This is a genomic window from Arthrobacter sp. SIMBA_036, assembly GCF_046535135.1.
Classification (GTDB): domain Bacteria; phylum Actinomycetota; class Actinomycetes; order Actinomycetales; family Micrococcaceae; genus Arthrobacter.
The window spans coordinates 196,778-218,610 of sequence record NZ_JAWRXG010000009.1 but is presented as its reverse complement, the minus strand read 5'-3'; the positions used below and the strand labels follow the sequence as shown (position 1 = coordinate 218,610).

The window sequence follows — 21,833 nt, the reverse complement described above, 5'->3', positions numbered from 1 at the left end:
GGAGAAGCCCGACGGCGGGTGGCAGCAAGCAGTGCCGCCACCCGCCGTCGGGCTGGAAAGTACGGCTAGCGGCGACGCCTTGAGGACGTGCCGAAGACGCCCCGCATGAGGTCGCGGCCAAGTTGATTGCCCATGGAACGGCCCATGCTCTTCAGGGCACCGCCCAAGACACCACCGAGGGCGCCGGCGATGTCACCGAACATACCCTCCTGCGGCGAGGCCTGCTCGGGAATGGGTGCCGGAAGGGGTGCGGAGGGCGCGGGAAGGGGCTCGGCGGATGCCGGAACCGGGGGCTGCCCGGGGGCTGCGTCGCCAGTGGGCACGGCACCTTGATCGCGGAGCTTCTCATAGGCGGAGACGTTGTCCACTGCCGTGCCGTACTTGGCCAGGAGTGAGGATGCCGCCACGGAACTGCGGACGAGGTCATCTGCGCTGGGTCCGATAACAGATTCCGGGGCACGCAGGCGCGTCAGGGCCACGGGAGTGGGAGCGCCTTTCTCGTTCATCACTGTGATGACGGCCTCCCCGATGCCAGCCGAGGTGAGGGTTTTTTCGAGGTCGTAATCACTGACCGGGAACGTGGAGACTGTGGCTTTGAGCGCCTTGGCGTCCTCTGGGGTGAAGGCCCGGAGTGCGTGCTGCACGCGGTTGGCCAGTTGCCCGAGAACGTCAGCCGGTACGTCTTTGGGTGTTTGGGTGACGAAGAAGATGCCTGCGCCTTTGGAGCGGATGAGCCTGATCGTGGTGGTGATGGCTTCGAGGAACGCCTTGGAAGCGCCGTTGAACAGCAAGTGGGCTTCGTCCAGGAAAAAGACGAGTTTGGGCTTGTCCAGGTCACCGGCTTCGGGGAGGTCTTCGAACAAGTCCGCCAGCAGCCACATGAGGAAGGTGGAAAACAGGAGCGGCTTGGTCTGGAGGGTGGGAAGCTCAAGGCAGCTGATCACGCCGCGGCCATCGGGCGCGGTGCGCAGAAGCTCGGCGGTATCGAACTCCGGCTCACCAAAGAACTTCTCCATGCCCTGGGCTTCCAGATTGACCAGTTCACGCAGGATCACACCGGCTGTGGCCTTGGAGAGTCCGCCCAGATTCTCCAGTTCGGCCTTGCCCTCGTCGGAGGTGAGGTACTGGATGACGGCGCGGAGGTCTTTGAGGTCTACGAGTTCGAGTTGTCGCTGGTCCGCGAAGTGGAAGATCAACTGCAGGCTGGACTCTTGGGTGTCGTTGAGGTCCATGATGCGCGAGAGCAGGATGGGCCCGAACGAAGAAATGGTGGCACGGACCGGGATTCCGTTGCCGTCGCCGCCAAGGGAAAGGAACTCCACAGGGAAGTTCTTTGCTTGCCACTGCTGGCCCAGGGATTCGGTGCGCGCGGTGAGCTTCTCACTCGGGGTCCCCGCCGTCGCCAGTCCGGAAAGATCACCCTTGATGTCCGCCAGGAAAACCGGCACACCCGCCGTCGAGAGCTGTTCTGCCATCATGTGCAGCGTAACCGTCTTGCCTGTGCCCGTGGCGCCAGCCACCAAGCCATGCCGGTTCATCATGGCAAGGGGCAGCCGGACCTGGGCTTCTTTGTGGACGACGTCGTCCACGATCGCGGCACCCAGCTCAATGGTGGCACCTTGCAGGGTGTACCCCTGCTGGATGGTGGCGAGTTTTTCAGCAGTGGTTTTGTTGGCCATGGGCATAGCTTAGCTGGGCAGTGCAAGATCCTTGCTGAACGCCAGATGCTTGATTTTCTCAGGGTCCTCATCAAGGTCGAACAGTGCTTGGTAGCCGGTGGCGAGGTACAGATTCTTGGCTTCGGGCTGGCGCGGACCGGTGGTCAGGTACAGCTTCCGGTACCCGCGGCGTCGCGCCTCGTCCTCAAGTTCTGTCAGCACGCGGCGAGCCAGCCCGCGGCGACGGTGTGCCGAGTGCGTCCAGATCCGCTTGAGCTCCGCCGTGTCTTCGTCGTAGCGGCGGAACGCGCCCCCGGCCACCGATTCACCCTCCTCCTGGATGATGATCAGCGCACCATGTGGGGCCTCAAACTCCTCGGCGGGGTACCTGTTCATTTCCTCGGCCGCGCCCCCGCTGCTGAAAAAATCTCCGTATCGTGTTGCGTATTCAACGGCGAGTTCATCCAGGAGCGGCCGGACGCGGGGGTCGCCCATGGGCAGGCTGAGGACGGTAAGGCCCGACGGCGGCACGGTAGGCGTCGTGGTCATATCAAACCTTTCGTGGTTGCGCCCCTGAGTTGGGTTGCTGGGACTCGGGATGCGGCACCCGCGGCGATGGTGGACAGGATCCGGCGGGCCAAAGCATCATTTTCCCGGAAGGGGGCAGCATTGGTATTGGGACGGGCGAAAGCTCCCGCGCCCCAACCGGACGTCCACGGACCGACCGCGAACAAACCCTTCTGTGGTGTCCCAACCGGGGAGAGGACCTCGTGATTCCCGGAGACCAGAAGTTTGCCAGTGGAATGGGTCCCCTCGGAGGTGAGCAGTCTCTGTTCCGTACCTCGTCCGGCGTCGTGTAGATCGGTCAACGCAGGGTTCGCGGAACGCTCCACGGAGGCCGAAGGCAACCGGGCCTCAATGTATGCTGCGGCGTCCACAACAACAGGTGACTGGAACGAACCCGCCACAAACCGTCCAGCCGATTCGTCCGCGCGCACCCACACGCCCGGCCCAAGGAATTTCAGGAAACCGGCACGCTGAAGCGCGAGCATCTCGCGGAGCCGGTGCGCCGGGGGACCGGAATCAACAAAGCTGAAAAAGCCGTGCCACCAACCATGGATCGCCTGTTGGGAGCGGGCATTCAACCGCTCCTGCGGAACCAGGCGGCCCAGATCCATATAGACAAACAGGAGCGCAGTGAACAACGCCAAAGTTTCGGAGTGCTCCGGGCTGGTACGCAAGTCCAGATCACGCTGGATATAGGCAGACACGGATCGCTGCACAGCGCCGTGATCGGCGAAAGCGCAACCGCTCAACGGGTGGTCCAGCCTTTCCAGGTCCAGCCACGATGCCGGATCAGGCACAGACGCGGCTACCAGGTCTTCGCGGCCGGGGCTGTACCAGTCCAGGGCATCGAACCGGGCCTCGAAACTGGCCCACGTACCCCGTACCCGGGAGGGATGGCCGGTGAAGAGCTCGCGGTAATAGGCGTAGCCCGCGTCCTTGGCGATCAACGGCCACAAGTGCGCGCGGAAGTCGAGTTCCGCATGTGAGCCGAGCAAAGATTCTATGGCGGGTGCCGTAAAGTACCGGGGCCGGGCGGCTGGCTCACCGAGGAGTGTGGAGGAAATCTTGGAGTGGTACGGCACACCTCGTCGTGACCCTGCCCAGACCCGCGGCTCGGCTCCGGATGGCAGGTAGGTGAGTTCGCCGTCGGGCCCCTCTTCAAAGCGGCCACCGCGGCCCTCGAACAACAGCACCAACAGATCCACGAACGCCAGGCCCATACCGGAGACGATCACGTCCTGGCCAGCCCCAATAGCGGAGTAGTCCACGTCCGTGGTGTACGACGGCGGTGCATGGAACCCGCCGTGCCGGGCGGCGAAATCGCTGAGCCCGGCAGACTCGTCATCCGGCAGGGAATCGGTGTGGCCCAGTGCGTAAACCACGACGTCGGCAACCACCTCCGCGCCTGTTGCCAGCCGGATGCGGTGCGTGCCGTCGTCGTGCCCGTCATGGGTGCCGGACGAGGCTGAAGCAGGCGAAACGGCGGTGGCGGTGTCGCGATGCACGGTGACTGTGACGTCCGTGCCCAGAGCAGAAACGGCGCGGCGGAAGAACCACTCCAAGTACTTACTCTGAAGCTGCCGCGTAGGAAAGGAAGCGGGTGTGAGGGCGCGAAGCTGCTCGAGCATATGCGGCTCCAGCACCGGAACGTCCCGGATGCTGCCGTCCAGCACGCCCGCGGCCCACGTGGAAAGCCCCGGCCCGTCCACTGCGGGACCGTCGCAAACCACCGAACCGTCCGTGAACATGGTGACGTCAGCCGCGGTGGAGTTCAGCAGCAGGCCCGGGCTCTGGTCATAGCGCCAGATCCTCCCGGACCCCGGCTGGTGGGGTTCGATGACGTGGACGTGCAAGGGACCGCCGAACAACGACGGACGGTTGGCGGCAAGCCTTTCGAGGACTCCAGCCGTACGCGGGCCGCCGCCGATGAAGGCGATGGCGGGAACTCGTGACGTCATGGGATCTCCTGAACGGCCTGGCAAGGGAGGGTGGTGCACCCAATCTAAGGAGGATGGGGCGGGCTGGTCGAGGAGCTGGTAACTGCCGTTAACTGCGCGTCATGCCGCGTCAATGAGCGCAAAAAAGGGACGCAATCAGCGGCCACCGGAGCAAAGTGTGACGTCCCGGGAAGCTGCAAGAAGTCACGCTAAGTCCGGTGAAGAAGTGCAAATTCCCGCCTTGCTGGGCGCTTTCCTGCGGCCCTAGATTGGCAGCCATCCGATAGTGAACAACCGATCTGAAATGAGGTGGCGCATGAGTGCACTAGCATCGCCTGCCACGGCGGACACTGCACCGCCCACCCCGGATTACTCCGAGTACAAGCTGGTCGCCGCCCGGCGTCCATGGCGTTGGGTTGGCACCGTGGTGGTGGCTGCCGGCGTCGCCGCGATCGCGTGGTCCTTGGTGACCAATCCCCGCTGGGAGTGGGGCGTGGTGGCCGAATGGTTCACCGCGCAGTCCGTAGTCAACGGGCTGATCGAAACCCTCAAGCTCACGGCAATTTCCGGTGTCCTTGGCTTTGTGCTCGGGTTCATCCTGGCCCTCATGCGCCTATCCGCGTCTCCGCTGTTGGTCTCGGTGTCCTGGACGTTCTCCTGGATCTTCCGCTCCACGCCGCTGCTGGTCCAGCTCCTGCTCTGGTACAACCTTGGCTATCTTTACGAGAAAGTCAGCGTGGGCATACCGTTCACGGACGTTCGCTTCTTCGAGGCGCAGACCACCACGCTGATCAGCCAGTTCGCCGCCGCGGTCTTGGGACTTACCCTGAATCAGGCAGCGTACTCCGCGGAGATCATCCGTGGCGGCATCCTTTCGGTGGACCAGGGCCAGTTGGAAGCCGCATCCGCCCTGGGTATTCCAGCCTGGAAACGCTCCACCAGGATCGTGCTCCCACAAGCCATGCGCGCTATCTTGCCCAACGCTTTCAACGAGATCATCGGCCTGGTCAAGGGCACCTCGATCGTTTACGTGCTGGCCTACTCCGAGCTCTTCTACACCGTCCAGGTCATCTACAACCGGACGCAGCAAGTGTTGCCGCTCCTGCTCGTTGCCACGCTCTGGTACGTGGTGATCACCTCGGTGCTCAGCGTCTTCCAGTACTACATCGAGCGCCATTTCTCCAAGGGCGCTTTGCGGAACCTGCCACTCACGCCGCTGCAGAAGGCCCGTAAATTCTTCGCCACCCACGTTGCCGCTTCTCCCACGAAGGACGCCCGATGAGCATCACCGCTGCACGCAAAGAATCGACGACGGCGGCCGCTTCGGCAGGTGCCGGCCACGTGGCTCCGCCGCTGGTCGGTTCCAGGACAGCCTCCCGCGGCCAGGTCGATATCACCAACGTAAGGAAGTCCTTCGGTGCAACCGAAGTCCTCAAAGGCGTATCCCTGTCCGTGCCGCCCGGCGGCGTTGCAGTGATCGTCGGCCCCTCCGGCTCGGGCAAGTCCACCCTGCTGCGGACCATCAACCACCTGGAAAAGGTGGACGGCGGCTATATCACTATCGACGGCGACCTGGTGGGCTACGAAGTCCGTGGAAACAAGCTGCATGAGCTGCGCGAAAAAGACATCCTCAAGCAGCGCACCAACATTGGCATGGTGTTCCAAAACTTCAACCTGTTCCCGCACCTCACCGCGCTGGAGAACGTCATCGAAGCGCCCATCGTGGCGCAGGGACGTTCCAAAGCGGAGGCACGCAAGCGGGGACTGGAACTGCTGGACCGGGTGGGTCTCAAAGACCGTGCACAGGCCTACCCCCGCCAGCTCTCGGGGGGCCAGCAGCAACGTGTTGCGATTGCCCGGGCGCTCGCCCTCAATCCCAAGATCCTGCTCTTCGATGAGCCAACCTCGGCGCTGGACCCTGAACTTGTCAACGAGGTCCTGGACGTCATCCGGGAACTCGCCAAGTCCGGCACCACATTGATCGTGGTTACCCACGAGATGGGGTTCGCCCGGGATGTCGCGGACACCGTGGTCTTCATGGACGACGGGTTGGTTGTCGAGTCCGGCACACCGCAGGAGATCTTCACCAACCCTCGCGAGGAACGTACCCGCAGCTTCTTCTCCAAAGTCATCGAACCGGCTTTCAACATCTAGGACACCCTCCATGCTTCGCATCACCCGCAGTTCCGCCGCAGCACGCAAAACCAGTTCCGCCGCAGCACGCAAAACCAGGCTCGCGGCACTTGCTGTTCTTCCCGCCGTCGTAGTCGCTGCACTGGCGGGGTGCTCCGATCCCGGTGCGTCGGCCGCCAAACCGGCATCCGAAGCGGCGAAGAACGGCGTGGTGTACAACACCTCCGTAAACCAGAACCGTATCCGCGATGAGAAGGACGCAGCCGCCGCGGCCAAGGTTCCCGCGGTCATCTCCAAGGACGGCAAGCTGACCGTCGCGACAACCGCCGGCGCTATTCCGCTGTCCTTCCATGCCACGGACGACAAGACGCCGATCGGCGTTGAGGTGGACATCGCCCAGCTCGTGGCCGACAAACTCGGCCTCGCCCTGGACCTTCAAGTGACATCGTGGGAGAACTGGCCGCTGAAGACCCAGTCGGGTGACTTCGAAGCTGTCTTCTCCAACGTGGGCATCAACGCAGCACGGGTGAAACTCTTCGATTTCTCCACGTACCGCGCTGCGTACATGGGCTTCGAAGCCAAAAAGAGCGCCAGCTACGACATCAAGGGCCCGGACGACATCACTGGCTTGAAAGTCTCCGTGGGCTCGGGCACCAACCAGGAGAAGATCCTGCTGGCGTGGAACAAGGAACTTGAGGCGAAAGGAAAGGCGCCCGCCACACTCCAGTACTACTCCTCCGACGCCGACACCATCCTTGCGCTCTCCTCGGGCCGCACGGACCTGAACCTGGCGCCCTACCCGTCGGTGACGTACCGCGAAAACACCCGGGACGACCTGAAGGTAGTGGGCAAGGTCAACGCAGGGTGGCCGTCTGAAACGCTGGTAGCAGCGACCACGCTGAAGGGCAACGGCTTGGCTCCTGCCATCACGGACGCCCTGAACTCCACCATCAAGGACGGCTCCTACGGCAAGGTCCTGGAACGCTGGGGCCTTTCCGAAGAAGCTGTGCCGGAATCCAAGACCGTCACAGAAGCAAGCTTCGGAGCGGGCAAGTGAAGTTCCAGGTCCTTGACATCATTCCGCACCTGAAGAATCCGGTGACGGGGGAGAGGGTCTCCACTGCTGATCGGCTCAACCAGGTAGTGGCGACGGCCCGCCGCGCGGAGGAGCTCGGCTTCGACAGCTTCTCAGTTGGTGAACGCCACGCCGGCTGCGCTCGCCGCCAAATGGGGCGATCCGTTGTTCACGGCCAACGCCATCCAACCGCGGGAAAACTACAAGGTCCTGATCGACCACTACCGGGAAGAGTACGGGCGTCACGGCCATGATCCACGGCACCAGTACATCGGCTCGGGCAGCGGAGCAGGCGGAGTGTTCATCGCGGACACTACCCAGGAAGCCATCCGGCAGTACGGTCCCGTGTATGAGGCCCTGACCGCCGGCCGCAACGTTCCAGGTAACAACTCGCCTTTCCGGGATATCCAGCACGCAGTCGCCCAGGGCCCGGCGTTGGTGGGCAGCCCCGAACAAGTGATTGACAAGATCCTCAGCTACCACTCCCTGTATAGCCACGATCTCCAGTCAATTTCCCTGCCCACCACACTGCCGTTCGAACAACAACTCGACATCCTGGAGCGCTTTGCATCGGAGGTCATCCCGGCCGTCCGCGCCGCAGCCCCCACCACTCTGTGGGAAGCGGGGGATCCTTTCGGTGGCAGGCCGGAATTTGCCGGAGCCACCGAACCTGACGCCGCAGCAACAGTCACCGCCGACCACGCCTTCAACAGGACGGATAACGCCCATGTCTTTGCACACTAATAGCGCTACACACGCCGCAACCACGCTGGAAGCCTTCGACGAGGAATGGCTGGAATGGCACGCTGCCCATGAGCGCAACCGTGCCCACCCGCACGGCTTCCTCGCAGTGACCCACCTGCACGGGCTCAGCAGCGAGGCGACCCGGCTGGAAGGTGCGCCGGGCACCTGGAGTGCGGATGACGACGTCGTACGGGTTGTCCTGGAACCGGGCGAGAGCCTCCTGCAGGACGGGGTGGAACTGAACTCAGACGCAGGCAAGTCGCTGGAGCTGGGTCCCATCGAGGAACGCGGCGGGATCAACCTGGTCTCCGGCGATACCGTGATCGAGGTTGCCAAGCGGGGCGGCGAGTACATTGTGCGGCCGCGGAACCCCGAAAACCAGCTGCTGAAGCAGTACCAGGGAACGCCCGCATACACGCCCAACGCCGCGTTTGCCGTTGCCGGTAGGTTCGTGCCGTTCGAGACACCGCGCGCCACCACGGTGGGTGCCGCGGTGGAAGGTATCCAGCATGTGTACGAAGCTCCAGGCGAGATCCGCTTCAAGCTGGCCGGAAAGGAGTTGGCGCTGACCGCGTTCAACGGTTACGCGCCGGGCTCGCTGTCCGTGCTGTTCACCGACCAGACCTCCGGTAAGACCACCTACGCAGCCAACCGCTCACTATCCGTAGTCCCGGCCGCCGACGGAACGGTCCAGCTCGACTTCAACCGGGCCGTGAACCTCCCGTGCGCCTACACCGACCTCGCGACCTGCCCGCTGCCGCCCGCCGAAAACCGGCTTCCAGTGGCTATCGAAGCCGGCGAAAAGATCCCCTACGAACGTCAGGACCAGAAGTGAGCAGCAACAACAACACAGCCGGGTTCCTGGCCATTGAGCTCGACAGAGCGGGGTATGAGAACCTCTCCGCCGCCGTCCTCGCCGCAGAATCCGCCGGCTTCCATGTGGCAACTTTCAAGGACTCGCCCCGGGCCGGCCGGGTGAACGCCCTGCAACGCGCTGCGTTTGCCGGACCGGCGACCCGGGCCATCGCGGTGGTTCCGGAAGTGGACACCGTATACACGGAGCCGTTCCACATCTCCACGCAGCTCGCGAGCCTGGACTACGTGTCCGGAGGGCGCGCCGGGTGGATCGCGACCGCAGCAGAGTCACCGGAGGCCGCTGCCGCCGTCGGGCGTTCCTCCGCTAGCGGGGAAACTCTGGCTCAGGAGGCCGCCGCCTCAATTGAGGTCGGGCGTCGCCTATGGGACTCCTGGGAGGACGACGCCGTGATCCGCGATGTCGCCACGGGCCGTTACATCGACGTCGACAAGTTGCACTACGTCGACTTCGAAACACCTGCCGACTTCAGCGGCACACCCTATTCCGTGAAGGGCCCCTCCATCATCCCGCGGCCGCTCCAGGGGCAGTTGCCTGTGCTGGCGGCGGCATCCCTGGTGGGGGAGGGGTTGGTTCCAGTCGAGGCCGTGGATGCTGTACTGGTTTCCGCGCCCACGCCGGAGTTGCTTGCCGCCGAGGTCCGGGACGTGCGTGCCCGGCTCGGTGCGTCGGTGCCGGTTGTTGCTGAGCTCGACGTCGTCCTGGACTCGCGCGGCGAGACAGCGGGTTCCCGCGCCTTAACGGAGCCGGAGCATGCGCGTTTTGTTGGTTCTGCCTCCGGCCTGACCGATCTGCTTGAGGCCTTGTTGAAGGAGGCCGACGGCGTTCGCCTCCACCCGGCTGTTGTGGACGTGGAGCTCGAGGAGCTTTCGCGCCTTGTCCTGCCTGAACTACGCAGGCGGGGCGCCTTGCGGGCCCCCATCCAGGACGGCACCTTCCGCGACGTGCTGGGCTTGGCGCCGGCGGAAAACCGCTATTCGATAACCGCCGCCGCTGCGGCTGGAAAGTAGGAACCACCATGTCACGCGACGTTTTCCAGCCCACGGGGCAGATCCAGTTCGGCATCTTCTTCCAGGGCGTCAACTCAGGCACCATCTGGAAGGCTCCGGAGTCGGGCTCGCAAACCGACTTCGAGTCGTTCCGTCATATCGTCCAGACGGCCGAACGCGGGAAGTTTGCAGCTTTCTTCCTCGGCGAAGGGCTGCGCCTGCGCGAACATCTGGGACGGCCGCATGCCCTGGACGTGGTGGGACGCCCGGACGCGCAGACCATGCTCGCTGCGCTCGCCGCCGTCACCCGAAACATCGGCTTGGTTGCCACCCAAAACACCACGTACAACGATCCCGCAGACCTGGCGCACCGGCTGTCCTCGCTGGATTTGATCTCAGCGGGCCGCGCCGCATGGAACATCGTGACCACGGACAACGCGTGGACCGGAGCGAACTTCCGCCGAGGTGGGTATCTGGACCATGCTGACCGTTACAAGCACGCTGAGGCATTTGTTGAAACGGTCAAGCGCATATGGGATTCATGGGAGACGCCCTCTGGGCCAGCCCGCCCCGTCCGTCACGAGGGCCAGCACTATGCCGTGGACGTCACACCCCGCCTGCCGCGCAGCGCCCAATACCGCCCCGTGCTTTTCCAAGCCGGCGACTCCCCGGAAGGCCGCGATTTTGCTGCCCGCCAAGCTGACGTGATCTTCTCGGCCCACCCAAAGCTCGGTGACGCCGTGGAGTTCCGCCGAGACATCGTCACGCGTTCCATAGCCGCAGGGCGCGGCGCCAACGCGGTGCAGATCATGCCCGCCAGCGAGTTCATCCTTGCCGCCACCGACCACGAAGCCCAGGAGAAGAAGGCCTGGGTCCGCAGTTTGCAGATCGGTCCCCAGCAGGCCGTCGCGTACCTGGAGCAGTTCTGGGGTCGCGAGCTTTCCTCTTACGATCCCGATGGCCCACTTCCCGAGATCGACCCCGTAGTTGAGGAGACCTCCGAAACCCGCGGCAGTGGCTTCCACGGTGCCAAGGCCCGGCAGCTCGCAGATCAGTGGCGCGCCGAGGCTAAGGACAAGGGCCTGTCCATCCGGCAGTTCGTGACCTCCCGCACCGCCAGAGTGGATGCCACGTTCACAGGCTCCTACACCGCAGTGGCCGACCACCTCGCCGAGTATGCCCGCGTCGGGGCCGTGGATGGCTTCAACATTTCACCGTGGCTCATCCCCACTGGCCTGGACGACATCGTGAACCACCTGGTCCCCGAACTCCAGGAACGCGGCGTGTACCCCACGGAATACCGGGGCGCCACCCTGCGCGAAAACCTGGGCTTGGAGACGCCGGTGCGGTCCAGCGAAACGGTGCCGGCAACGTGAGGGCGCGTTGGTTCACGCTCTTTGCCCGATTGTTCACCAGCGATTCCTCCCACGGCACGGTCCGGCTACAACTGGCCGCTTGGGCTCAGCCGCTGTAGCCGCACCTCGGGACTAGAGCAGTTCGCGGAAAGCGTTCCAGCCCGGACTGGTTCGGACCCCGGAGTGCTCTACCCCGGCGGGATCTAGGCTTCGGGGATGACCAGGGCAAAGCGCTCTTCGCGGGCAACGTCGGGGTCCGGCCCGTTGCGGTTGCCCGTATCAAGCGAATCGATGGCTGCGACTTCTTCGCTGGAAAGCTTAAAGTCGAAGACGTCAAAGTTCTGGGCGATACGGGCAGGGTTGGTGGACTTTGGAATCGCGGAGCGGCCCTGCTGAAGGTGCCACCGGATCATGACCTGGGCAGGGCTCTTGCCGTGTGCCTGCGCAATCCCGGCAGTCGTGGGGTCTTCCATGACATTTTTGCGTTGCTCGCCCCAGCCCGGGTAGAAGGTGATCCCGCCGATCGGCGACCATGCCTGGGTGAGGATGCCGTGTTCGGCGTCGGCGGCCTGGACGTCCGGCTGGGTGAAATAGGGGTGCAGCTCGATCTGGTTCACCGCGGGAACGATATCCGTGGACGCTAAAAGTTCCTGCAGGTGGTGTGGCATGAAGTTGCTGACACCGATCGCACGGACGCGGCCGTCGGCAAGCAGTTGCTCCAAGGCTTTGTAAGCGGCGATGGTTTTTCGGAACCGGTCCGGTGCGGGCTGGTGCAGGATGAGAAGGTCCAGTTGCTCGACTCCGAGTTTCCCTACGGCCTTTTCCCATGCATGAAGCGTTTCGTCGTAGCCGAAGTCACTGACCCAGACTTTGGTCTCAATGAATATCTCCGATCTGTCCAGGCCGGAGTTGCGGATGCCTTCGCCCACCTCGCGCTCGTTACCATAGGCCGCGGCGGTGTCGATGTGCCGGTAGCCGGTTGCAAGCGCTGACTCAACGGCCGCGGTCGTCTCCTCAGGGGCGCTCTGGAAGACGCCCAAGCCGAGGGCTGGCATGACGACGCCGTTATTCAAGGTGATGTCCATGATTCCTGATCCTCTTCTTCAGCAGCTTCTTCAGCGGTGGACGGGCGATGTGTGCACTCCACAGAGGGCCTCCTTCCCAGTAAACACCGTGTGCGCATCCGCTCCAAGGCACCCTAGGATGAAAGTCGGACGAAAGGTGCACGGATGGTCACGCGCGAAGAAGTGGAAGCGGCTTACTCACGGACGGCAGGCTGGGTCCGCCACACGCCCTTGGCCGAGAGCGGCAACCGGGAGCCCTACAACCTTTGGTTCAAGTGCGAGTACATGCAGCACACCGGCTCCTTCAAGGCCCGCGGTGCGTTCAACCGCCTGCTGTCGGCCCGGGAAGATGGCGAACTGGACCCCGCGATCGGCATTGTTGTCGCCTCAGGTGGCAACGCTGGGCTGGCCAATGCCTACGCAGCTGCCAAGCTTGGAGTTCCGGCCACGGTGTTTGTTCCCGAGTCGGCCCCAGCCAACAAGGTCCACAAGCTGTACGCCATTGGTGCCCGGGTAGTCCAAGGTGGAGCCGAGTATGCCGAAGCCTACGCTGCGGCCATTCGCTATTCCGAAGACAAGGGCGCCGTCTACTGCCATGCCTACGATCAGCCGGAAATTGTTGCAGGTGCCGGGGGTGTGGGCCTTGAGCTGCTGGACGAACTGCCCGGCGTCGACACTATCCTCGTCGCTGTCGGCGGAGGCGGGCTGATGGGCGGCATCGCTGCGGCGGCAGAGGGTAAAGCGCGCGTTGTCGGCGTCGAACCTGAGACGGTCCCGACCCTGCACACGGCCCTGGCGAAGGGTGGGCCCGTGGATGTGGCGGTGTCCGGAATCGCCGCGGATTCCCTGGGTGCCCGTCGCATTGGCGAGATCGGCTTTGGCGTCGCACGCCGCACCGGAGTCCAGAGCGTCCTGGTCACCGACCAGGACATCATCGACGCCAGGCGTTCCCTGTGGGAGGAATACCGGATAGTGGTGGAACATGGCGCCGCAGCTGCCTACGCGGCCTTGCTGTCAGGGACCTATCAGCCGCACGACGGCGAGACCGTTGCGGTAGTTCTCTGCGGCGCCAACACCGACCCATCCCACTTTTGAGGGGCCTGCCACTTCGGGTACAGGCCTCCCACTTAGGGTGCGGGCCTAGGACTTAGGCAGGCCTGCCGGGTTCAGTTCAGAGGCGGGAATGGCCTCGGAAGAAAGCCCCCAACGGTCAAGTATCTTCCCGTAGTCGCCGTCTTTGATCAGATGGTTGATCGCAGCCTGCGCAACGGCAGCCAAGCCGTTGCCCTTCTTGGTGGTGAAAGCGATGTCAGCCTGCAGCGGCCAGCCGCCGTTGAGGGTGCCCACCTGCTTGGTCTTGCCGTCCTTGGCTGCCTTGTAGGCCGCGGAAGCGTTGGGGCCAAAGGTCAGGTCCGCACGCCCGGACTGCAGGGCGAGCTGGGAGGCGGAGTCGTCGTCGTAATACTGGAAGTCAACCGGCTTCAAGCCGTTCTTCTTGTTTTCCTGGTCCCAACGGATCAGGATGGCCTCCTGGTTGGTGCCGGAGCCCACGATGATCCGCTTGCCCGCCACGTCCTTGGCTTCCTTGATGCTGGAAATACCGGAGTCGGACTTGGCGTAGAAGCCCAAAAGATCGTTGCGGTAGGTAGCAAAGTCGAACTTTTCCTTGCGGGCTTCGGTGACAGTGACGTTGGACAGGACTGCCTCGTACTTCCCGGATTCGACGCCGAGCGGCCAGTCGGCCCACGCCGCGGGGACTACTTCCACCTGCAGGCCGAGGGTCTCTCCAATCGCGTAGGCGAGGTCGATCTCGTTGCCGATAAGGGTCTTGTTGTCCGAGGCGAACAACGTCAGCGGCGCTGTGCCGCCGGTGGAGGCCACCGTCAGTTTGCCGTCTGCCTTGATGGCGTCCGGTACCAGCGCCGCAGCCGACGAATCAACACTGACCTTGATCCGGTCCTGCTGCGGTGTCAGGTTGAAGGCTCGCGCCGTTGAGCTGGCTGAAGCGTTCGACGCCGGTGCCGATGGCCCGGCTGCCGCCGTCGCGCTTGGATCCGAGCAGGCCGCGAGGCCCAGAAGAGCAGTGGCGGCCAGCGCTGCGGTGACGCCGGTCCTGGCTGCGAAACGTGCCATGTAAACCCCTAAGTTATCTCTGATGCGTGCTTGTGGCTGCAACTATCCGGCAGACCCTAAAGGAGGGTCAAAGCACTCTGAAACGCTGGGATACAGGGGGTCACGGCGGTTAATCGGACGTCGGGCAACGTCATAAAACCGTCCCGGCAAACAGACGTAACCCAAGCGCGACGCAACTCACAGAAATAAGGCGGGTGCCGCCGTCGTTGTCGATTACGTGCCCGCTAAGCAAAGCGCTGGGCCGCGAAACGTACCGAAAGGCATTCCCCGTGACTGTTCCACTTTCCATCCTCGACCTGGCGACCATCGGAAAGGGCCAGGCGGCAGGGGAAAGCCTTGCGGGCAGCGTTGCCATGGCGCAGAAAGCCGAGGAGCTGGGATACCGCCGTGTGTGGTACGCCGAGCACCACAACATGTCCGCTATCGCTTCATCGGCAACGAGCGTGCTGATCGCCCATGTTGCCGCGCACACCAAGAGCATCCGCCTTGGCGCAGGCGGCATCATGCTGCCCAACCATTCCCCGTTGACCATTGCAGAGCAGTTCGGCACCTTGGAGACCCTTCACCCGGGACGGATCGACCTCGGTTTGGGACGCGCTCCCGGCAGTGACCAGAACACCATGCGTGCCTTGCGCCGGGACCACATGGCCGCCGACACCTTCCCGCAGGACGTTCTCGAGTTGCAGGGTTACCTGACCGGACCCACCCGCATCCAGGGTGTTGAGGCGACGCCGGGTAAAGGCACCAACGTGCCGCTGTATATCCTGGGGTCTTCGCTCTTTGGAGCCCAACTGGCCGCACAGCTGGGGCTGCCGTATGCGTTCGCTTCACACTTTGCCCCTGCCGCACTGCGGGACGCCGTGGCGATCTATCGTCGCGACTTCAAACCATCCGCCCAGTTGTCAGAGCCGCACGTCATCGCTGGCGTGAATGTCACTGCAGCGGACAACAACGCGGACGCCCAGGCCATACACCTTGCTGTGAAGCGCGCCCGTGTCTCCTTGTTCTTTGGCGGCGGTCGGGACTTCACTGATGACGAGGCTGACATGGTCCTGGACTCCCCGCAGGGCCAGCACATTGCCCAGATGATGAAGTACTCGGCCGTGGGCACACCGGAGGTTGTGCGCGAGTACCTGGACGAATTCGCCCAGCACGCGGACGCTGATGAGCTCATTGTTGCCCACCAAAGCACAGGAACCGAAGAGCGGCTCCGCTCCGTGGAACTCGTCGCGGAGGTTGCCGGGCTGGTCCCGGCATAAGTCGGTAACGCATTCGAAACGGCGGAGCTATACAAGCGAAACCGGCCGGGCGGACACTGGGATAGTCCGCACCGGAAGGATTCGCTATGCCCACACCGCTGAACCAAACAGTCGCGGCCTCCGCGCTACTCATGAAGTCCCTACCGTTGGGATTGCTGCGGACGTTCGTCCAGTCGAATGCGGATCAGGGAATAACCCCGGAGTTGCTCGCCGAGCTAAGGGTCCTGTCCCGTGTTCCAGGCCTGCTGGTGGCCTGTAATTACGGCGGCACCCTGTGCTCAGCCGAAGGAGTGTCCACCGAGACCCTGCCACTGGACAGCGCAGCCGTGGCACTGCGGGCTTTGGCCGCGTTGCCCAATACCCACACGGCCGTCATTTCCGGACGCTCCTTGCGGGATCTGGCAGCGGTCTCCAGGCTGCCCGCGGAAGTTCATTTGGTGGGTTCGCACGGCGTCGAGTTCGACATGGGCTACGCCTACAACCAGTCCTTGGCCACTGACGCGTTGCTTCAGGAGGTGGTAACGGCCCTCACCGAGGCCGTCGCCTTTGAAAAGGGCATCAGGATCATGCGTAAGCCTGTGGGCGTCGGCGTTCACACCCGGCCTGCGACACCGGAGGTCAGGGAACGCGTCATCTATCGTGCCCAGCAGATCGCCATGGAATTCGGATTGTTCTTCATTGTGGACGGCACTGTGCTGGATCTGACGGTGGAGGAGCCGGCCAAGGGCCGCGCCCTGGAACAGCTTCGAGCGAGCCTGGGCGTGAGCGCGGCTCTTTACGCCGGTGATGCTGAAAGCGACGAGAAGGCGCTCGCCACCCTTCGGGGCCCCGACCTCGGCCTTCACGTGGGACCGGGGAATACGACGGCGGCACACACCATCCCGGACCCGGAGGCCTTTGCGCGGGTGCTGGCCTTGTTGTTCGAGATGCGCCGGGCGTGGTTGTTCGGCGAAGACGCGGTAGGCCTTGAACGGCATTCCATGATCGGCAACGGGAGCTCCACGGCGTTGCTCACTCCGGATGCGAAGATCTGCTGGATGAGCCACCCGTTACCTGACTCGGGCTCACTGTTTGCCCACATCCTTGGTGGAGATCCGGCCGGGCACTTCAGCATCGAACCCGTGAAGACGTCGCCCGTGCTTGCCCAGCGATACGTGGACAACACCATGATCGTGGAGACCCGTTGGGCTGATGTCACGGTGACGGACTACCTGGAACCTGCTCCGGAAGGTATCACCAGCTTGGTCCGCGTGCTCTCCGGGACTGGTACGGCCCGGGTGGTCTTCGCGCCACGGCCGGACTACGCGAACGCGCCCTTCAGCATGGAAATCCGAGACGGCGAGGTCCATGTGGTGGGGACCTCCGACCCGATCATCCTTTCCGCGCCGGGAGTTACCTTCCGTGTCACCAGTGACGGCAGGCATGCCACTGCGATGGCCGACGTTCCTCTCTACGGGGGTCCTGTGGTCCTGAACCTGCGCTGCGGTGACACCGAGCCGCCCCCCGCGGACCCCTACGGAGAGCCCCACCGGCGTGCCGCCGTCGGGCAGGTTGCGCGGGAGTGGGTCAAGACGCTCCAGCTTCCCAGCATGAAACCGTCGCTGGTGCGCCGTTCGGCGCTGGTGCTGAAGTCGCTGGTTCACGAGCCCACGGGCGCTGTGCTGGCGGCCCCCACAACGTCCCTGCCCGAAGGCATCGGCGGAACGAGGAATTGGGACTACCGGTACTGCTGGCTGCGTGATGGGTCCATGACGGTCAACGCCTTGGTCAGCCTTGGTTCCACGCGTGAAGCCGATGGGTTCTTGAGCTGGTTGGGACGCATCCTGGAGAATGCGCCGGGGCCTGAGTGGCTGCACCCTCTCTACTCAGTGACAGGCGCTCCGCTGTCCACGGAGGCGATTGTGGAGAGCCTGCCCGGCTATGCAGGGTCGCGGCCGGTGCGGATCGGGAACGCCGCGGACCACCAAGTGCAATTGGACGTGTTTGGGCCCATTGCCGAACTGATCCATGATTTGGCCGAGCGCCGGGGGTTCATGCCGGACGAGCACTGGTTCCTCATGGAGCAGATGGCCCACGCAGTCATTGCGCGCTGGCATGAACCGGATCACGGCATCTGGGAAGCGCGCCGCGCCCCGCGGCACCACGTCTATACCAAAGTCATGTGCTGGGTGACCCTGGACAGGGCAGTCCGCGCCGCAGCCCTGCACGGCCGCGAGGCGCACGCCGACTGGGCGCCAACGGCGGTGACTATCCGGGAACAAGTCCTCCACGAGGGCTGGGACAACTCTGCTGCGTCCTACACCGTTGCGTACGACAGTCCCGACCTCGACGCCGCCGTCCTGCACATCGGGTTGTCCGGGCTCCTGGATGTCCAGGACCAACGTTTCCTGGACACCGTGACCGCTGTTGAGCGGGATTTACGCGTGGGGCCTACGGTTTTCCGTTACAGGTACGACGACGGCCTGCCGGGTTTGGAGGGCGGGTTCCACATCTGCACCACGTGGCTGATCGAGGCCTACCTCGCTGTTGGCCGTTTGGACGATGCCTTGGAGTTATTCAACCAGTTGGTGGCGTTGTTCGGACCCACCGGTTTGCTGCCCGAGGAATATGATCCTTCCACGGAAACCCACTTGGGGAACCACCCACAGGCGTACTCGCATCTGGGCTTCATCCGCTGCGCACAACTCCTGGACCACTACCTGGCCCGGGCCGACGTCGAATAGGCCGTCCCGGGGAGCGTTTATGTCAGAAGCAGGGCCACCACGATCATTGCGGGCACTGCCACAACCGTGGTGATGAGCACCGTGTCCTTGGCTACCGTGAGCCCGGCCTGGTAGCGGTTCGCGGCCACGAACACGTTCTGCGCCGTGGGCAACGCCGATGTCACCACCACGGCGAAGAGTGCGTGCCCGTCAATGCCCAGGGCGAACCTGGCAAAGAGATATGCAACCAAGGGGTGGACCACCAGCTTGAAGCCGCTTGCCAGCAGGGTGTCCGTCCGGCGTCCGGCGTCCCTCTGCAGCGGTTTGGAGCCGTTCAGGCTCATGCCAAAGGACATCAGCATGGCCGGGATCGCGGCTCCACCAATCAGGTGGATCGGTTCAAGGATGAGCGAGGGCACCTGGAACCCCGTGCCGGCCGCGACCAGGCCCAGCGCAGAGCCCACAATCATGGGATTCCTGACGATCATGAGCAGGAAGCGCAGGGGAGTGGTGCGGTGCGCGCTGGTGCTGGCGTCGAGGGCCATCAGGTACATCGGTGTGTAGAACGCCAGCTGGAAAATAAGCAAGGGCGCCACATAACTGGCATCGCCCAGGACAAAAACCGCGATGGGGATGCCGAGGTTTGCCGAGTTGGCCAAGGACGCACTCATGGAGGACATCAGGGCCTCAGGCATGGTGCGCCCCAGCCAGAACTTCACGATCAGGAAGAAGAGCAGGCCGGTGATCACAGCGCCCACCGCAGTGACAAGAAGTGGGGCAGCGAAAACGTCGTGCAGGTTGGCTTTACTCAGGGTCTCGAACAAGAGCGCCGGGCTGGCAACGAAGAATGTCAGGGAACTCAGGACCGAGCGTGCATTCTCGCCCAAAATCCCCCGGCGGCCAACGAACATGCCCACCAGGATGATGGCCCACACTACGAAAAAACCCGAGAGGACGCCGATCATTGCAGCGGCGAAGGGGCAGGGAATCGACGGGTCACGACTTCCAGCCTAATCAGTCCTAGGTAGCCAGTAAGCGTTTTCACGGTGGTGTCCCGTTATGCGGACACTGCGGTCAATGCGCGGGGGGCTCTCCAGTGGTCCCGTTCGCCTCGCCGAGGGCGGAAACCATTCGGCCTACCTGGGTTACCGCCGCCCTGATCTTGGCGGGGTTGCCAAAAGTGACGAACTGCAGCATCAGCCCGTCTAGTGCGGCGAATATCGCGAGGGATGCTTCGTTGTCGGTATCCAAACCGCGGCGCTTCAAGGCATCCTCAACGGTTTCGACGTAACTCGCGTACAAATGCTCCACCATGGCACGGATGCGTGGGTTGCGCCGTGATTCGAGGATCATTTCAAACTGGAACAGCTGAAGCTCCGGTTCGGCAGAAACGCTCTCGATGAGTGAATCTGCGAAGTTGCCCTCAAAGTCCGCGACGCCTGTCAGCCCGGTTTCTTCAATGGACCGCCGGACGGACCACTCCATCGTGGCTACCAGAAGGCCCTCCATGGAGCCAAAGTGGTGGGTGACCAGGGCATGGTTGACGCCGGCACGCGCTGCGACCGATCTGTAGGTTGCCCCGCGCAGGCCTTTGTCCGCTACCACCTCCACCACGGCAGACAAGAGGGCGTCCCTTCCGTCTCCGTACGGCAACCTGTGTGATTCCTGAGCCATGAAGTGAGTCTATCGGCGGCACCACACCCACTCTTGACACTCAGAACTATACAAACGTATAGTTCTGAGTGTGGCCGGCATCACTAGCCGCACATCAAGAGCAGCTTCAGCCTTGACGCCCCCGGAAGTGACCGTGGGCGTAGGCGCCCTATCCCTCCGCACTGGCGATGGAGCCATTGCATTTCGGAAAGAACAGCCTCATGAACGAACCCAGCCCCACCACAGCGGCTCCGGCCGAAACTCAATCTGCACAGCCTTCCCATAGCAGCAACAACGCGCGGCTCGGGGCAAACAAGCTTGGCGTCGTCGCCATAGCCTTCTTCGCCATCGCCGCAGCGGCGCCCATGGCCGCCGTCGTGGGCGCAAGTCCGGTGATCTTCGCGGCGAGCGGCCCCGGAACCCCGGTTGTCTACATCATTGCCGCCCTCCTGGTAGCCCTCTTTTCAGTGGGATATCTCCGAATGAGCCAGCACATCACCAACGCTGGCGGATTCGTGGCCTACATAGCCAAAGGACTCGGAGTTAAGTGGGCCACAGGCGGGGCCGGCATTGCCATCCTCACGTACCTCAGCCTGCAAATTGGTCTATGGTCACAGTTTGGCGTTTTCGCGGCACAGTTGGTGCAGGGCCTCGCGGGCCTCGCAGTACCTGTCTACTTTTGGATCGTGGCCGTTCTGGCGCTCACTACGTTCCTGACCATGAAAGGCGTGGATGCCAGCCTTAGGGTTTTGGGGGTCCTGATTCTTGGCGAAACCCTGGTAGTTGCCGCGTTGATTGCCTCCCTCATCGCCCAAAAAGGTATCGGCATCTTTACGTTCGCAGGGTTCACGGCGGGAAGCATAGTAGGCCCGGGCCTGGGCATCTCGCTGCTGTTTGCCTTCGCCTGCTTCACCAGTTTTGAAGCCACGGTGGTGTTCGCCGAGGAGGCAAAGAATCCGCGTCGCACCATCCCGCGCGCCGCCTATCTGGTCATTGCGTTTGTGGGCGTCTTCTACGCGGTGTCCACCTGGGCCATCAGTGGTTCCATCGGAATTGACGGGATCCAAGCGGCGGCAACCGAAAACCCCTCCGGCATGATTTTCGACCTCGCTGCGGCCAGTGCGGGATCGTGGCTGAGCATCGCCATGCAGGTGCTGGTGGTCACAAGCTTTATCGCAATGCTCCTTGGATTGGCCAACATGTTCTCCCGGTACCTCTTCGCTCTTGGGCGCGCGGGATCACTTCCGGCCAAGTTGTCCTCGGTTTCCCGATCAGGTGCGCCGTCGTTCGCCGGCCTGGTCAACTCCTTGGTCGTCCTGGCAGTGATCAGCGCTTTCCTCATCGCCGGCGCCGATCCGATGGCAACGGTCTTCGCCTGGTTCGTGGCCCTGGGCACAGCGGGATTCATTTCCATCCTGCTCCTGACATCAGCGGCCATCCTGGTGTACTTCGCCAGATCAGGGCTGAGGGACAACCTCTGGGTCACCACCATCGCGCCGGCTCTGTCGCTTCTGGCCTTTGTGGTGGTCGCCTACCTGACTTTGGACAACTATGACGCCCTGCTTGGAGGCGAGGGAGGGGTAGCCCGATGGCTGCTCCTCGGTATCCCGCTGTTCTTCATTGCAGGTATGGTCCGCGGAGCCCAAAAACCAACCATCAACTACGCAGCCGAAATCGTCTGACATCCCGA

General features: G+C 63.4%; 17 protein-coding genes and 1 pseudogene. 11 read left to right on the top strand and 7 right to left on the bottom strand.

Going from position 1 to position 21,833, the window contains the following annotated elements:
- Window positions 1–65: 65 nt before the first annotated feature.
- From SB659_RS14025 to SB659_RS14015, 3 genes are read right to left on the bottom strand one after another with little or no spacing between them, the layout of a single operon-like run.
- Window positions 66–1,679, bottom strand: a complete 1,614-nt coding sequence (locus SB659_RS14025; protein ID WP_410550795.1) for a helicase HerA-like domain-containing protein — start codon at window positions 1,677–1,679, stop codon at window positions 66–68.
- A gap of 9 nt (window positions 1,680–1,688) precedes the next feature.
- Window positions 1,689–2,207: a GNAT family N-acetyltransferase gene (locus SB659_RS14020; protein WP_410550794.1), complete on the bottom strand. Its 519-nt coding sequence runs from the start codon at window positions 2,205–2,207 to the stop codon at window positions 1,689–1,691.
- Complete coding sequence (locus SB659_RS14015; protein ID WP_410550793.1) at window positions 2,204–4,183, bottom strand: FAD/NAD(P)-binding protein; 1,980 nt, start codon at window positions 4,181–4,183, stop codon at window positions 2,204–2,206. Before SB659_RS14015 ends, SB659_RS14020 begins: the two co-directional genes overlap by 4 nt.
- Window positions 4,184–4,478: 295 nt before the next feature.
- Between SB659_RS14015 and SB659_RS14010 the strand changes: the two genes are divergently transcribed.
- From SB659_RS14010 to SB659_RS13980, 7 genes and pseudogenes are all read left to right on the top strand, one after another.
- On the top strand, window positions 4,479–5,444 hold the full coding sequence (locus SB659_RS14010; protein WP_410550792.1) for an amino acid ABC transporter permease: 966 nt from the start codon (window positions 4,479–4,481) through the stop codon (window positions 5,442–5,444).
- Window positions 5,441–6,316, top strand: a complete 876-nt coding sequence (locus SB659_RS14005; protein WP_284978225.1) for an amino acid ABC transporter ATP-binding protein — start codon at window positions 5,441–5,443, stop codon at window positions 6,314–6,316. The genes SB659_RS14010 and SB659_RS14005 overlap by 4 nt, the downstream gene beginning before the upstream one ends.
- 10 nt (window positions 6,317–6,326) lie before the next feature.
- On the top strand, window positions 6,327–7,352 hold the full coding sequence (locus SB659_RS14000; RefSeq protein WP_284978224.1) for an ABC transporter substrate-binding protein: 1,026 nt from the start codon (window positions 6,327–6,329) through the stop codon (window positions 7,350–7,352).
- Window positions 7,349–8,114 (top strand): annotated as a pseudogene (locus SB659_RS13995) (LLM class flavin-dependent oxidoreductase). The gene SB659_RS14000 and the pseudogene SB659_RS13995 overlap by 4 nt, the downstream one beginning before the upstream one ends.
- Complete coding sequence (locus SB659_RS13990) at window positions 8,098–8,949, top strand: DUF1684 domain-containing protein (RefSeq protein ID WP_410550791.1); 852 nt, start codon at window positions 8,098–8,100, stop codon at window positions 8,947–8,949. Before SB659_RS13995 ends, SB659_RS13990 begins: the two are co-directional and overlap by 17 nt.
- Window positions 8,946–9,998, top strand: a complete 1,053-nt coding sequence (locus SB659_RS13985; protein WP_410550790.1) for an LLM class flavin-dependent oxidoreductase — start codon at window positions 8,946–8,948, stop codon at window positions 9,996–9,998. The genes SB659_RS13990 and SB659_RS13985 overlap by 4 nt, the downstream gene beginning before the upstream one ends.
- An 8-nt stretch (window positions 9,999–10,006) precedes the next feature.
- On the top strand, window positions 10,007–11,353 hold the full coding sequence (locus tag SB659_RS13980) for an NtaA/DmoA family FMN-dependent monooxygenase (RefSeq protein WP_410550789.1): 1,347 nt from the start codon (window positions 10,007–10,009) through the stop codon (window positions 11,351–11,353).
- Window positions 11,354–11,535: 182 nt separating this feature from the next.
- Here SB659_RS13980 and SB659_RS13975 read toward each other — a convergent pair whose 3' ends face one another.
- Window positions 11,536–12,417, bottom strand: coding sequence for an aldo/keto reductase (locus tag SB659_RS13975; protein WP_410550788.1), 882 nt, complete (start codon window positions 12,415–12,417; stop codon window positions 11,536–11,538).
- Window positions 12,418–12,561: 144 nt separating this feature from the next.
- Here SB659_RS13975 and SB659_RS13970 point away from each other — a divergent pair, with 144 nt between their 5' ends.
- The gene (locus SB659_RS13970) at window positions 12,562–13,491 is read left to right on the top strand and encodes a threonine/serine dehydratase (RefSeq protein ID WP_410550787.1); all 930 of its coding nucleotides are present in this window, start codon (window positions 12,562–12,564) and stop codon (window positions 13,489–13,491) included.
- A gap of 45 nt (window positions 13,492–13,536) precedes the next feature.
- On the opposite strand, the gene SB659_RS13965 is transcribed toward SB659_RS13970, so the two are convergent.
- Window positions 13,537–14,529 carry an ABC transporter substrate-binding protein gene (locus SB659_RS13965; RefSeq protein ID WP_410550786.1) on the bottom strand — a complete coding sequence of 331 codons (993 nt, stop codon included), beginning with the start codon at window positions 14,527–14,529 and terminating at the stop codon, window positions 13,537–13,539.
- A 269-nt stretch (window positions 14,530–14,798) separates the two neighbouring features.
- Between SB659_RS13965 and SB659_RS13960 the strand changes: the two genes are divergently transcribed.
- Window positions 14,799–15,788 carry an LLM class flavin-dependent oxidoreductase gene (locus tag SB659_RS13960; protein ID WP_410550785.1) on the top strand — a complete coding sequence of 330 codons (990 nt, stop codon included), beginning with the start codon at window positions 14,799–14,801 and terminating at the stop codon, window positions 15,786–15,788.
- An 86-nt stretch (window positions 15,789–15,874) separates the two neighbouring features.
- Window positions 15,875–18,511, top strand: a complete 2,637-nt coding sequence (locus SB659_RS13955; protein WP_410550784.1) for a trehalase-like domain-containing protein — start codon at window positions 15,875–15,877, stop codon at window positions 18,509–18,511.
- Window positions 18,512–18,528: 17 nt separating this feature from the next.
- Here SB659_RS13955 and SB659_RS13950 read toward each other — a convergent pair whose 3' ends face one another.
- Window positions 18,529–19,455 (bottom strand): AEC family transporter, encoded by a 927-nt coding sequence (locus SB659_RS13950; protein ID WP_284978214.1) that lies wholly within the window; start codon window positions 19,453–19,455, stop codon window positions 18,529–18,531.
- Between the two features lie 109 nt (window positions 19,456–19,564).
- On the bottom strand, window positions 19,565–20,164 hold the full coding sequence (locus tag SB659_RS13945) for a TetR/AcrR family transcriptional regulator (protein ID WP_410550783.1): 600 nt from the start codon (window positions 20,162–20,164) through the stop codon (window positions 19,565–19,567).
- 200 nt (window positions 20,165–20,364) lie between these two features.
- Here SB659_RS13945 and SB659_RS13940 point away from each other — a divergent pair, with 200 nt between their 5' ends.
- Complete coding sequence (locus SB659_RS13940) at window positions 20,365–21,825, top strand: APC family permease (RefSeq protein ID WP_410550782.1); 1,461 nt, start codon at window positions 20,365–20,367, stop codon at window positions 21,823–21,825.
- Window positions 21,826–21,833 lie beyond the last annotated feature (8 nt).

Excerpts from the sequence above, each read along its gene's own strand:
- SB659_RS14000 (WP_284978224.1), top strand. The coding sequence starts at position 6,327 with ATGCTTCGCATCACCCGCAGTTCCGCCGCAGCACGCAAAACCAGTTCC.
- SB659_RS13945 (WP_410550783.1), bottom strand. The coding sequence starts at position 20,164 with ATGGCTCAGGAATCACACAGGTTGCCGTACGGAGACGGAAGGGACGCC.
- SB659_RS13990 (WP_410550791.1), top strand. The coding sequence starts at position 8,098 with ATGTCTTTGCACACTAATAGCGCTACACACGCCGCAACCACGCTGGAA.
- SB659_RS13950 (WP_284978214.1), bottom strand. The coding sequence starts at position 19,455 with ATGATCGGCGTCCTCTCGGGTTTTTTCGTAGTGTGGGCCATCATCCTG.
- SB659_RS13970 (WP_410550787.1), top strand. The coding sequence starts at position 12,562 with ATGGTCACGCGCGAAGAAGTGGAAGCGGCTTACTCACGGACGGCAGGC.
- SB659_RS13940 (WP_410550782.1), top strand. The coding sequence starts at position 20,365 with ATGAACGAACCCAGCCCCACCACAGCGGCTCCGGCCGAAACTCAATCT.
- SB659_RS14025 (WP_410550795.1), bottom strand. The coding sequence starts at position 1,679 with ATGGCCAACAAAACCACTGCTGAAAAACTCGCCACCATCCAGCAGGGG.
- SB659_RS13975 (WP_410550788.1), bottom strand. The coding sequence starts at position 12,417 with ATGGACATCACCTTGAATAACGGCGTCGTCATGCCAGCCCTCGGCTTG.
- SB659_RS13955 (WP_410550784.1), top strand. The coding sequence starts at position 15,875 with ATGCCCACACCGCTGAACCAAACAGTCGCGGCCTCCGCGCTACTCATG.
- SB659_RS14010 (WP_410550792.1), top strand. The coding sequence starts at position 4,479 with ATGAGTGCACTAGCATCGCCTGCCACGGCGGACACTGCACCGCCCACC.
- SB659_RS14020 (WP_410550794.1), bottom strand. The coding sequence starts at position 2,207 with ATGACCACGACGCCTACCGTGCCGCCGTCGGGCCTTACCGTCCTCAGC.
- SB659_RS14015 (WP_410550793.1), bottom strand. The coding sequence starts at position 4,183 with ATGACGTCACGAGTTCCCGCCATCGCCTTCATCGGCGGCGGCCCGCGT.
- SB659_RS14005 (WP_284978225.1), top strand. The coding sequence starts at position 5,441 with ATGAGCATCACCGCTGCACGCAAAGAATCGACGACGGCGGCCGCTTCG.
- SB659_RS13980 (WP_410550789.1), top strand. The coding sequence starts at position 10,007 with ATGTCACGCGACGTTTTCCAGCCCACGGGGCAGATCCAGTTCGGCATC.
- SB659_RS13965 (WP_410550786.1), bottom strand. The coding sequence starts at position 14,529 with ATGGCACGTTTCGCAGCCAGGACCGGCGTCACCGCAGCGCTGGCCGCC.